Origin of the sequence: Stieleria magnilauensis (assembly GCA_007753675.1) — a bacterium.
GTDB classification, from domain to species: Bacteria; Planctomycetota; Planctomycetia; order Pirellulales; family Pirellulaceae; genus Stieleria; species Stieleria magnilauensis.
Genome location: CP036432.1, coordinates 9,254,154 through 9,267,200 on the forward strand (window position 1 = coordinate 9,254,154; position 13,047 = coordinate 9,267,200).

7 protein-coding genes are annotated in these 13,047 nt (G+C 60.6%); all 7 read right to left on the bottom strand.

Features of this window, described 5'->3' with window-relative positions; translation table 11 throughout:
- Window positions 1-27: 27 nt before the first annotated feature.
- Complete coding sequence (locus TBK1r_RS33335; RefSeq protein ID WP_145219933.1) at window positions 28-2,229, bottom strand: hypothetical protein; 2,202 nt, start codon at window positions 2,227-2,229, stop codon at window positions 28-30.
- Window positions 2,219-3,205: a prenyltransferase/squalene oxidase repeat-containing protein gene (locus TBK1r_RS33340; protein WP_419580643.1), complete on the bottom strand. Its 987-nt coding sequence runs from the start codon at window positions 3,203-3,205 to the stop codon at window positions 2,219-2,221. The genes TBK1r_RS33335 and TBK1r_RS33340 overlap by 11 nt, the downstream gene beginning before the upstream one ends.
- A 191-nt stretch (window positions 3,206-3,396) precedes the next feature.
- Window positions 3,397-6,585: a hypothetical protein gene (locus tag TBK1r_RS33345; protein WP_145219934.1), complete on the bottom strand. Its 3,189-nt coding sequence runs from the start codon at window positions 6,583-6,585 to the stop codon at window positions 3,397-3,399.
- 149 nt (window positions 6,586-6,734) lie between these two features.
- A complete protein-coding gene (locus TBK1r_RS33350) occupies window positions 6,735-8,921 on the bottom strand; it encodes a hypothetical protein (protein ID WP_145219935.1) in 2,187 nt (728 codons plus the stop codon).
- Complete coding sequence (locus TBK1r_RS33355) at window positions 8,912-10,891, bottom strand: BatA domain-containing protein (RefSeq protein WP_145219936.1); 1,980 nt, start codon at window positions 10,889-10,891, stop codon at window positions 8,912-8,914. The genes TBK1r_RS33350 and TBK1r_RS33355 overlap by 10 nt, the downstream gene beginning before the upstream one ends.
- Window positions 10,888-11,799, bottom strand: a complete 912-nt coding sequence (locus TBK1r_RS33360; RefSeq protein ID WP_145219937.1) for a DUF58 domain-containing protein — start codon at window positions 11,797-11,799, stop codon at window positions 10,888-10,890. Before TBK1r_RS33360 ends, TBK1r_RS33355 begins: the two co-directional genes overlap by 4 nt.
- A 174-nt stretch (window positions 11,800-11,973) precedes the next feature.
- Window positions 11,974-13,026: an AAA family ATPase gene (locus TBK1r_RS33365; protein ID WP_145219938.1), complete on the bottom strand. Its 1,053-nt coding sequence runs from the start codon at window positions 13,024-13,026 to the stop codon at window positions 11,974-11,976.
- Window positions 13,027-13,047 lie beyond the last annotated feature (21 nt).

The following is a 13,047-nucleotide window of genomic DNA, read 5'->3' on the forward strand; positions in this document are numbered from 1 at the left end:
CTGCGGATCAATCGGCAGAGGCTGTCTTCACTCAAACGTCTTCGGTTCCTTCACCGGCACCAGATCCCACGTCTCGCCCGGCGACGCGTCTCTGGTTCCGAACCGAAGACTTTCCAGCGCCGCCGCGGGGACGCGACAGTTCCCCAATTCGGTTTGCCTGCCCGACAACTCGCGGCCATCAAATCCGGCCGTCTGCAGCCCCAACCGCGCACCGTCACGGGTTGTGATGACGTAGCGACACGCGGTTGAACCTTCGTCGGACGGCCCGAGCCAAATCACCTCCGCCACGCTTGAGCGATTGATCAGCCGCGTCCGACCGCGGATTTCGATGCGAGCGGTGTCTTCGTCCATCGACAACAATCGCCCCCGCAACACGTCACCGTTGGGCGAAACCAGCAAGTGTGTCGGCGGCGAATCCGCCATCCGTCGCGGCAGACGCGTCAACCAAGGCGCATCGGTCTCGCCCGCCGCGACCGCCGGACCCGTTCGAATTCGACGGACCTCGCCCAACGCCACCAGTACCTCCCCACACCAATCGCTTTGAAAACGGACACCGTTGGGCTGAATCGAAATCAATTGACCGGGCAAGCGATCGCCGCAACGCAGTTCCAGCATGCCGGGTTCGGGCACGGACTCTGCATCCGAATCCGACGTCGACGCGAACCGAATCGTCACGCCATCGGTCGCCGAGATTCCGACGTCATTCTCGCCGGACAAGCATCGCCAGCCGAACGTCGCTCCAACGTCGCGACCGTCCAGCAAACGTCCCCACAGCGACACGCCGTCCGCTTGGAATTGAGACGCATCGACGGGCGGCGCGGTCACGTCCTCCGATCGGCCCACCCAGCGCGTGACCCGCGACGTTGCGACGGCCAAAACGGTTCCCGTCCCATCACGCACAAGGATTGCACCATCGGGATCTCGGCCTTCCACCTGCCCGCGCACTCGACTACCACCAGACAGACTCACATCACACGCCGATGTAACGTGCGTCGCCACGGCAAACTCCATCCGCGCAAGATCGTCTATGGCGTGCCACGTGCCGTCGACACGAAATCGATCCGCATCCCATTCCTCGGCGACTTGATCAACGATCGATCCGTCGCGAAACAGGGTGAAGCGATCGGGCAAGAACTGTGACGGCGGCGCTTGGCCATCCCAGTGGAACAATTCGAAACTCGTCAGCTGCACCGGATCCCCGCGGTTGATCAACGTCAACTCGCGCCGCACGACGGGCTCCTCATCGACGAGCGAGACGTCCGCTTGCAGCACGCCGTCTCGGTAAGCCAGCAGCCGCCCGGTCACCTGGTCACAATACAAATCCAGCTCCAACCGTCCCGGCGAATCCGTCACGTCAAACACGCCGGCATCGGAAACACTCGCATTGCTGCGGACCAACGAGACACTTTCACCGAACCACTCCACTCGGGTGACGAAACGCTCGGTCGGCAAACGTGAAATCGACCCACCCCGCCGATCCACCCGCGCACCGCCCTGCCCTGCCCCGCCCGGCGACCGATCACCGAGCGACAGTTCAAAATCGGCCGTTCCCTCGCAATCCACTTCGATTCGAATTCGAAATCGATCCGGCAGATCGATGCCTGCGACCGCCGTCGATTCCGGGACGGTGCATGCCATGCCCTGTTCGGTAAAGCTCCACCCCGTTTCTCGACGAAAGCGATAGCGAGCGTCGGACAAGGCCAGAATCTGATGCGGCATGCTCGCCTGGTCGACGATACGGACCACGCGTTGGGCGGCAAACGAAACCCGCCCCAAGTCTTCGGTTTCCAGCGCGATCACTCCGTCTAACCATGAGGCGACGTTGCCAACAAATCGGCTGCCGTCGTTCAACAGAAATGCAAACGTGTTGGTGGAAGTATCAAGACCATCACCTACAACACTGCCAGAGTTCAAGGGTTCGCGACGAGCCTCCAACAGACTTTCGGTCGAGATTTCGATCGGCTGGGCGAACCGTGTGCTGTTGATCCGCAGCCTCCCCGACTCCTCGGCGGCGGACAACGTGCCGTCAAACTTGCTGCCGTCGACCAGCAAAAAACGCATGCCGGGATCGTCAGCGGACGCATTCCCCACCGAACCGATCAACAGGAACAAGACACCGACCACGAGCGCGCAGGCGGCTGATGTCAAACGATCTGCAACCGTCTGGCGCAAGCCTGCGGGCTCAACGCCATCTGATCGCACCGGGATGTCTTGAAGGTTATCGTTCATAGATCGGCAAAAATCGATAGTTCACAGCCAACGCCAACAAGGACATCGACGTGCTGTTGGTGACGCCGAGATCTCCGTCAAAACTTCCGTTCGGCTTCTGGTCACGTTTGAGTCGTTGGATCAGCCGATCATTCCACTGTTTCCAAACCGCAACGTCCGATTGGAAGTACGCCTGGGCTTGATAGTAGCGGGCGTATTCGGGCCACATCGGCTCGGCGTCGCGGTTGACAACGAGGTACTGCAACGTCGACTGGTAGGCCTGTAACTCTTTTCGTCCGGCGATGGCGAGCACGAGGTTCACGATGCTGCTGCGGGCGACCGATTCGCCACCACCGCCTTCGCTTGCACTGGTGTAGCCGACCGAGCCGTCTTCGGCTGTCATCGAAACGAGGTAATCGATCGCCCGATCGATCGACTCATCCGGCACCTCGATTCCCGCGTTGCGCGCGGCCAACAAGCCCATCACGACGGCGCCGGAGACGGAGGTATCGGCATCGCTTGCGTTGGGAGCGTAACGCCATCCACCGCGACGATTATTCTTTTGTGCCGTCAGCGCCGCACGAACGGCCAGCTCCACCGCTTCGGCGAGACTGCGCTGGGATTCCCGCTCGCCGGGCGGATACAGATCCGAGTCGTCGACCACACCGTAGGCTTCACAAAGAGCCAGCATCGCGAACCCGTGATGATACATGCTGGGAGAAATGTAACCGGTCACCGCGGACTGGCCGGCGATGATATGCCGCAACCCTTTGCGGATCACGTCGCGATGCGGACCAAAATTGGGGTCTTCGCCGGAAGCCAAAAAGGCCAGCACGGCCAGCCCCGTCGTTCCCGGTCCGACGCCCTCACCGGCCGGCCACGTCCCCCGCTCGTCCTGGGTCTGCGTCAGAAACTCCAGCCCCTTGGCATAGATCTCATGCACGTCACGCGAGACCATCTCTCCGACATTGGTCGACGCCGAATCCGATGAGGTCACACGAGGGGCCTGGGCGTAGGCTGACAGCGCGCCAACAAACGTCACCGCGCAAGTCAAAACGATTGAAGCGATCCATCGGCGAGTCACCCTCGCATGGCCTGTCCAGAAAGCGGTGCGAAGGCAGCCGGCGCGCACCCATGCAACTTGTCGTAACGGCAACACCCAGAGAGTCAGAATGCCCATTGGCTTGTTCATTGCCCCGCCTCCACGGCCGCTGCCGACCGGCGTTGTTCCAGCTGATCAAAATACCGATCCAAACCCGCTCGCCATCGTTCCGGCACCTCGTCACGGTCTCGCCCGACGGACAACCGCGTTTCCGATTCACGAGTGATGGCGAGTTGATTGAGCCCTTGACCCAGCAACGCGATCGCCGCCTGATCGGTCTCGCCGCCCTGCCCTCCCCCGGCGCTTCCTCCGCCACCGCCGCCGCCCTCGGGGCTGATCTTGTTACTCCGCAACAACAATTCGATCGCTTCGGTTTGCGCCGCGATCGCGACCGGTCCGGTTTCGGGCGTGACCAATGTCTTCGACGCGTCGACCATCGCGGCACTGGCCAACCCCAGCACTTCGATCTCTTCTCCAAAATTCAACAACCCGTCCGGCAATGCCTCGATCCCGTCGACGACCGCGTCCAAACGATCTCGCAACAAATCCTGTGATTCACTCAACCGAATCGCCTCGCTGACGTAGTCCGCTTCCTGCATCGCCTCGCGTCCCTGATCGGCGACGCGCGTCTGTTCGCGCAACGTCACTTCGGCTTCCAAGATCCTCAACACTTCCACGATCACCGCCGGCGAAAGCGACTTTTTATTCTGTGGTCCCGATTCAGATTGCTCGGAACCCGGATCCACCAAGTCATCGGCCCAGCGATCCAAGTTGTCCGACCAATATTCGGCCGCGGAGATCGAAACGCCGGGCCGCGACGGGACTCCTTCCTGCAACGCTTTGAGCTGTTCCAAGACACGCGCCTGTGTCATTTCATCCAACACGGACTGAAAATGTTCGATCTCTCGTCGTCGACAAAACGCTTCCAAGTCGTCCAGCACCGTGCGAACCCGAGCCGCCGACTCGATCACGTCGGCAACAACCGACTGCAACACCTCACCATTCGATTCGGCGGCTTGGCCGAAGGTGGATTCGATGCTTCGCCCCAGCTGCATGGCGACCCGATCCTGTAACCGGCTGACCGATTTCAAACGTTTGACCAGTGTGCTGCCTTCCATGTTCCCCATCAGCGTTTTGAGTTCCTCGGCCACGGCATCGAATTCTGCGACCAGGTCGGTTTGATCTTCGATGGCGATCGTCAAGCTGTCTTCTTCCGATTTCTCACTTTCACTCTTGGGCGACCGCTTGGACGTATCAACGATCGTGGTGCCCGCCAAACTAATCCGCTCGGATGATTCCCCGTCAGCGTCCTGCGGTGAGTCGTCGGCAACGTCGCCATCACTCGACTCGGCCAACGTGCCTTGCGAGCTTTCCTGCCCCGCCAGTTCCGCGAACTTTGATTCTTCGTCTTCTTGCTCGGACGCTTGCTGCAGCAACTCGGCGACGCGCGGCATGCGATCATCGGACATCTCTTGCAGCGTCTGGATCGTTGCGGCGAACTTTTCGACATAGTCCACGTCGACTTGATCATTCCGCGCCGCCTGTCGCAACAACGCTTCCCCTTCACCGGTCAATGCTTCCAGTTGCCGACCGTTGAATGCTTCCGCCCGCGCCTGCTCGGCCACCGCGTCACGCCAAAGGTCATCTCGCTCTGCGACGGCGACTTCGGCCAATTCGCGATTGCGAGAGAACAGATTCAGTTCTCGATCCCGAACATCCATCGCGGCCTGACGCCAACGAGCGAATTGGCCGGCGATCCAGACGGCGTGCTCATCGGCGGTCAGCACATGGATCGGCAGCGGATCGGAATACACCCGCTCGCGTCCCGGAAAGTCGTCTTCGGCCCAAAACCGCACGCTCACTTCACCCGGCGGAACCGACAGCGACGTCGCCTGAAACACCGCGGCCAACGAACCGCCCTCGTCGCCGGATCCCAGCACCCGTTCCCCCGACTCGGAACTCGAATCCGCGGACCACTGCATCCCGACTCGGCGGACGGCAAAGTCGTCTTGTGCCGTCACCGTAAAACGCAACGCTTGACTGTCCAACACCCGCGGCGGAATCGATTCGTTTTCGACCAGCAGTGTCGGCCGCTGATCGGGAACACGCTGCACCGTCACCGTCATTGGCTCGGTTGCCGCCAATCCGTCTTGATCGGTCCAGTGCAAACGGGCATCTTCCGCCGATGTCCCCAGTTCCGCCACGAATTGATTCCCCTGCACAGCGACCGGCGTGCCGTCGACGGTTGCATCGGCCAAAGCCGACGAAACCTTCAACCGCAGCGTCGCCGCGGCGCCTTCGACGATGCGAATCACACCGGCGTCGTAATCGGTCTGCAGCTTGCTGCCGTCGATTCGCCCGGCCAAGTAATCCGGCAACCGAACCGTTGCAACGACGCTCGTCAATTGTGGCCGAAGCTTGGGGATCAATCGGACCCGGTGGCGTGCATCACCCACTTGAACGTCCGCGATCGAAGGCTCGAACAACCGTGGCAATTCGAACGAATAGCGTGCCGGACCGGAGTCGTCGGATCGAGTCACACGAGCGGTGGAGCGATGGGTTCCAATCCGAAGCGTCGCATCACGCGGCGTCCAGCGACTTTGGGAATCCAACGCCATCGTCCAATCTGACGGCTCGTCGCGCGGCACGACCCGCTCAGGCGGAAGCGGTTGCAATGTCACAAACGTAAAACGATCGATCGCAGCCGACGGAGCGAACAGTCGTGTCGCCGCGTTCCAAACCGCTTGCGGGGCCAACGCAACCATCAACACGGCGGACGCCAACAACGCCAACAATCCGCGTGTCATGACACGAAGATGAGAGTCGGGAAGCGCCTGCTGGAAATCTCGCGCCACCGCTTCATCGGCCACTTGCTCCAGCGCCGCGACACACAGCGTCACCGAACGAGCCTGCTCTGATTCACAGTCTGCCAATTCCAACGCACCGACCAAGTGATCACCAAATACAGGATCGCGCCGACGGATCACCTCAGCAACACGCAACGGTGACCGGCAATCCCAAATGGTTTGCCACAGTCGCATCACCGCAATGCCCATCGCCACGGCGATCACCGCCAACAGCCCCCAGCGAATCGAGACGGGGGTTTCGACGAATCGGTCTGCGATCAGCAACACCCAAAACACGATCATGCCGATCAACAGAAAACGAACCAGATGATCACGCCCCACCAGCCACACCAACCCGCGCCGAAACTCAGCCAGTTTGTCAAGCAAACGAGCGGGAATCGCGATGTGATGGGATTGACGGGTTGTCATGGAGGAGATGCAGGAAAGAGGGGTTAGCGGTTAGCAGTTAGCTGTTAGCTGTTAGCTGTTAGCTGTTAGCTGTTAGCTGTTAGCTGTTAGCTGTTGAAATCTGAAATCTGATATTCGATATTTGAAACTTGAAACTTGAAACTTGAAACCTAAACCCCTCCCGCCCATTTTCTTCCGACCCAAAAGAGCGCCAATCCGGCGATCATGGCCGACAGCACCGCGGGGTGATTCCACCACTGGATGCGTCGCACGGTGGAAGGATCGGGTGGCAAGCGATTGAGTTGATCGACGAGTTGATTGATTTGATCGGGCGCGAATGTCTGGCCGCGGCCAACCTTGGCCACTTCCATCATGATATCACGCCGCGCCGGCCGACCGACCTGTTCGTCCCCCCTGCCCTGCACCGCAACACGCGCCGTGACGGTGGAGTCTTCCGTGGGGTGCCGGAGCGTCAAGGCGTAGACGCCGTACTGGTCCAACTGGGTCTGCGCGGTGAACACACCCCACTGCGAATCTTCGCGTTGCAGTCGCAGTGATTGGTTCGAACCGGTTGGTGAAACGATTTCCAACATCGCCGCATCGGCTTGGGAGGGTGTCCCGTCGCTGGTCATGACGCTGGCCCTCAACGTCACGGTTTCTCCGATCTCCGGCTGATCGGGTCGATAGGACAATCGCATGGTTTCTCCGACCGCCATGTTGCGTTGATAGGCCATCCAACGAATCACTTGGCCCCAAAAACGATAGTGGTATTGATCCTCGACACCCATCCGCCAACGCCAAACCGAATCGATGCCCATGAACAGGACCTTGCCGGCGCCGGCCGGACGCGTGACCAGCAGCGGCACACGCCCGTATTGATTGCTTGATTCGGCATGTACCGCCAGCACCTCGCTGCCCGCTTTGGCGCGGACCACTGCGGCGTGCCAATAAAATCCCGGCAGCGATTCCCAGACCGCCCAGTTGGTCTGTGGGTCATCGTCCAGCGCCGTCAACAGGCTTCGTCGGCCCGCCCCGGTCAGTGCGAACGATGCCGGCGCGCCGTTGCCAACCCCTAACGGCCTGGCAGGGTCGATCACGACAGGCACCAATTCCCCGAGTTCACTGGGCAACAACGACGCTTGCTGTCCGCGTGTTCCCGGCATCAACACCAAGCCCACCGCTTGCTGCTCGACCAACCCTCGAATCTGTCGACACTGCTCGACGGTCAATTGCCCTTCCGCGATACCGACATCGCCCAAGAAGATCACATCGTAGGACGCCAACTCCGCGGGATCCTCCGGCATCGACGCCAAGTAGTCTTCTCCGCCGCCGCCCATCCCCGGCAACTGGGGGTGAAAGAGCAAACACGAAACATCGATCCCCGGATCACGCAACAACGCATTTCGCAAATAGCGATACTCCCATCGTGGAATCCCTTCGATGATCAACACACGCAGTTTCTCTTCGCGAATTTCAATCGTCTTGCTCAGCCGATTGTTCTCCCGATTCATCTCCGATTCGATCACGGGCGTTTGGAAGGTCAAGGCATACGTGCCTGCCTGGTCGGATCGCCACACAAATGCCCCGTCGAAACGCGCACCGCCGCGGATCGAAACCGTCTGGGCGTCCGCGGCGCGATCGTCTTGGAGCAACGACACGGTCACTTCGCGTGTCTCGCTGAACCAGTTCCGTATCGTGAACGGAATCCGGACGGGTTTACCGACAACACCAAAGGTCGGAACGTCGGCGGAAACGAGTTCGATGTCGGGCAAGCGATCGGCACTGCCAATGGGAATCGAGTCCACGCGTGCGCGACCACCGCTGCGGGCGGCGATTTCCGCCGCCGCCTGAACCGGCGAACGCCCCCGATTGAAATCGCCATCGGACACCAACACGAACGCGACGGCTGATTCATGACGCTCGGCCGCCCGATCCAACGCGCCGCCCAGGTCGCTGCCCAGGTCGCTGCCCAGGTCGCTGCCACCATCACTGGAACCGTCGCGGCCCTCATCGAGCGAGACATCAACTTTTTTGAATCGACCGTCCAACCGCGCCCACGCCGCGTCCTCGTCGATGCCGTCGGCGATCTCCTGACGACTGGCCGACCGGAATTCGGACAGAACATCACGTGTTTGCATGCTGCCCGAGCGATCGATCAACAAGACAACTTCTCCCTTGCGATCCGAATCAATATGGTACGTCGTCTCGGGTTGCCACAGCAGCACGATCGCGACGGTCACCAAAGCGACGCGCAAGCACTCGACCACGGCGACGCGCCAACGACGACCACTTCGTCGCCAGGCGGTCAATGAGAACCAAATCACAGCGATGATCGCCGCAGCAGAAATCAAAACCATCGCGACTCACCTCGTGCCCGCCCCGGCAACGTCAACCAGGCTTCGCACAACATCCCGATGATCATCATCACCCAGATCACACCCCAAATCTCCTGCACCAGACCGCCGTCGGAGTCGGCTTGGGGACCACGTAGGACCACGCGGTTCCAGCGAACATCGCCCAGCAGCCCCTGGAGCTGCGAGTCGGAGATTGTCTGGCGATCGGATTCAGCCGCCGGCCGATTGACCGCGACCAACCGCGGTGCACTTTCCGTGGAGTGCCTCACCGCAAACACCCCGGCGCCGTGCCCCAGTGGCATGCCGATCGCTTCGTCGCGGGCAAGCAGCGTTTCGATGTCTGCCGTCTCGCTCAACGGATCCGCCCCGTTTTGCAGACGGCGGTCATCTGTTCCCGCCACGATCCCGCCATCACCGGCAACCTGCAGCGGGCTGGCATTGAGCGCTTCGGACATCAATCCATACAGCACCAATCCATCGGTGACGAACAAGCTGTCGGCGTCGATCACGTCGGCTCCGCAAAACCAAGCGGCTCCTTCGCCGACGCGAATCTTTCCGATCCAAAGTTCCCCCTCGCCGATCTCCGCCAATCGCACCATTTGGCCGTCGAGGGAACACGAAGCGGCGATCGGCAATTCCCACTGATCGAAGCTCGCCTGCCGAACGGTGCCCCGAGTCCATTGCGCCCAACGGACGCCTTGGAACTCGATTCCGCGGTCGACATCGGATGGTGGAAAAAAAACGACGCTCCCGCCGCTCTCGAGAAACCGCGTGACCGCCGCGGCATCGTCGCCGACGGGCAGCTGTCCCTGCCAGATCAAACACGCCACACCGCCGGGCAGTTGTCTCGGTTGTTGCAGACGACTCCCCTGCCCTGCCCCGCCCTCGGCAGCCACCACGTTGCCCAGCACGTCCGCGGCCACCTCCAAGGCCAAACACGGCGACTCGGTGACCAACCCGATGGGACGATCCTGATCGGCAGCCGCAACAAAAAACCAATCATCATCCGCGGCGTTCACATCCGCCGGAATCGAAACCTGTCCGTAGATGACGTCCTGGTCTTCCGGCACCGGGACACGTGCATCAATCAATTCCCCTCGTCCATCGTCGACCTGGACATCGAAGGATTGGGTCACGCCCCCGACCACCAGACGCAGCGGAACGACGACCGACGCGTCGTCCTGCCGCTCGACGAGCACCGAAACCGCCAGTTCCTTGCCTGGACCTGCATCGATGACGCGTAGACGGGTCAACACAACCGAAGTATTCACGCGTGGATCATCGGCAACGTCCACCAGATGCAGACGAACGCCGTCACCTAAGGATTGGGCCGCCTGAACGACTCGGTTCCATGACGCGGCATCGGGACGCCAATCGTTCACTTGACCATCGCTGCAGACCCAAACGTCGGCGACCGAATGATCGTGATCCATCAAGTACTGCATCGCGACGCGCAGCATCTTTGGCACGTCTGCCGCGGACGCCGCCCCGCCGGTGAGCTGTGGATCGGTCAACGCATCGACATCCGCCAACTCGATCGGTGCGGCGCTGACGCTGTCAATCAACACCACACGCTCGGTGCCCAACGTCCGCAGCGTCTCCGCGACGCGGCGCAGTGCGGCCGCCTGGTGGGTCAATCCAGACTCGGTTCGACGCTGCATGCTGGCAGACCGATCCAAGACCACCACCGAAGGCGCCCCCGAAACGACACGACTGGCCGCGACGCCGAACATGCCGCTGGAAAGTGGACGCGCCAGTGCGAACACGACAGCCGCGACGACCAAGGTTCTCACGGCAAGGATCAACCACCGTCTCAGCTTTGCCGGACCGCGACGTGCTTGGGTGGCGCGGCGGAGAAACATCATCGCCGCCCACGGCGCCGTGGGATGCCTGCGACGGTGAATCAAATGAATCACGATCGGGATCAGAACCAGCGGAAGAGCCCACAGTGCTCCGAGTCTCAGAAAGCTCATACAGCCGAATCTCTTCCTCGCCCGGCCAAAAATCCCATCAGCGACTCTTCGATCGGCCGGTCCAACATCACACGGTGATAGTCGACCGCCGTCTCGCGACTGATCCGTTCGACTTCTTCGAGAAAGTCCTGGACGGCGTCTGCGTAGCCGGCGGCGATCTCATCGGGATCGACCAAAATCGATTCATCGCCCTCCATGTCGTCCAATCGTATCGGTCGATCCCAATCGGGTTGCAACTCGACCGGATCCATCAAATGAAAGACGGCGACATCGTGTTTGCGAAACGCCAAGTGCTCGACCGCGCTGCGGAGCGTCGGCGGCTCCAGCAACAGATCCGAGATCACGACGATCAAGGCGCGTTCACGAATCGTTTCGGCCAGCTGATGAAGGGTTTCTTCCAGGGTCGTCACCCCGGCGGCTTGCAGGTTTCGCAACCGCTCGAACAACACCGACACCTGGCCGGCAATCCGCCGCGGCGGCAACAATTCCGATCCGGCGTCGCTGGCACAAATCAATCCCGCGGCATCGCCTTGACGAATCGCGATGTAGGCGAGCGTGGCTGCGATCTGCCGCGCCGCCTGCAGCTTGTCACCGAACCCCATCGATCCGCTGCCGTCGAGGACCAAGACCAGACGCAAGTTGGTGTCGGCTTCGAATTCCTTGACATAGTAGCGATCGCTTCGCCCGTAAGCCCGCCAATCCAATCGCCTCAAATCATCGCCGGGCTGATAACGTCGGTACTCGGCAAACTCAACGCTCGATCCGCGATGCGGACTCTGGTGCCGCCCCGAAACGGTGCCCAACATCGGCCGCCGTGTCGTCAACGGAATCGCCGACAAACGCTCCGCGAGCACGGGATCGAAAAACGATTCCGTCACGGCATCGGGGTCAGAACCAGGTTCGATCATGCGTGTGACAAAAGTAAAAACATCCAGCGGTTCGTTTCAGTACTCCGCACCCCACCCCGTCAACAAATCTCAAATCTCAAATCTCAAATCTCAAATCTCAAATCTCAAATCTCAAATCTCAAATCTCAAATCTCAAATCTTGAAACTTGAAACTTGAAACTTGAAACATAAATCTCAAATCAACTTCGCAATGATCTCACGGGCGGTGATGCGTTCGGCTTGTGCGGCGAAGGTCAAAACCAACCGGTGGGAAAGCACGGGCGATGCGACGGCCAGGATGTCTTCTTGGCGAACCATGTAGCTGCCGTAGAGCGCCGCTCGGCTTTTCGCCCCCAGAATCAAACTCTGCACCGCGCGTGGTCCGGCGCCCCAGGCGACCAGCGGGATCAGCCAATCCGGTGCCGTGCCGCCGTCGGGCCGCGTCTGACGCACCAGCTTGGCGGCGAATTCGTACAAATGATCGGGCACCGGAACGCGGCGAACGACTTCTTGGTGGCTTAGGATTTGTTCGACCGACAGCAGCGAATCCAAGACCGGCTGACGCTCCCCGGTGGTCATCCGTGCGATCTGGATTTCTTCCGCTTCGCTGGGATAGCCCAGTTCGATCAATGACATGAAACGATCCAGCTGTGCTTCGGGCAACGGATACGTCCCCTCCTGCTCGACCGGATTCTGGGTCGCCAAGACCATGAAGGGCGATGGCAAGGCAAACTCTTTGCCCAGCACGGTCACGTTGCCTTCCTGCATCGCTTCCAACAACGCCGCCTGAGTTTTCGGCGGGGCCCGATTGATTTCGTCGGCCAGCACCACGTTTGCAAACACGGGACCACGGACGAACTGGAATTCACGCCGTCCCTCGGCCGTGTCTTGCAGGATGTCGGTCCCGGTGATGTCCATCGGCATCAAGTCCGGCGTGAACTGAATCCGACTGAAACTCAGCGACAACGTCTCGGCGAATTTGCCGACCAACAGCGTTTTGGCCAACCCCGGCACCCCGACCAGCAACGCATTGCGGCGGGCGAAAAAACAGATCGCCAATTGCTCGATCGCTTCGGCTTGACCGACGATGACGCGCGACAGCTCGCGGCGCAAATCGGCATACGCCTGCTGCAACCGATCAATCGCGTTGACATCATCACCCGAAAGATCGCCTTGTGAGCCGTGCTTCTGCGGTGGGGGATTCAGTGCCGTGTGATCCTGTGCTGCTGATTGAAGTTGTCCAGACATGTAACTTTTCGTCGACGATCG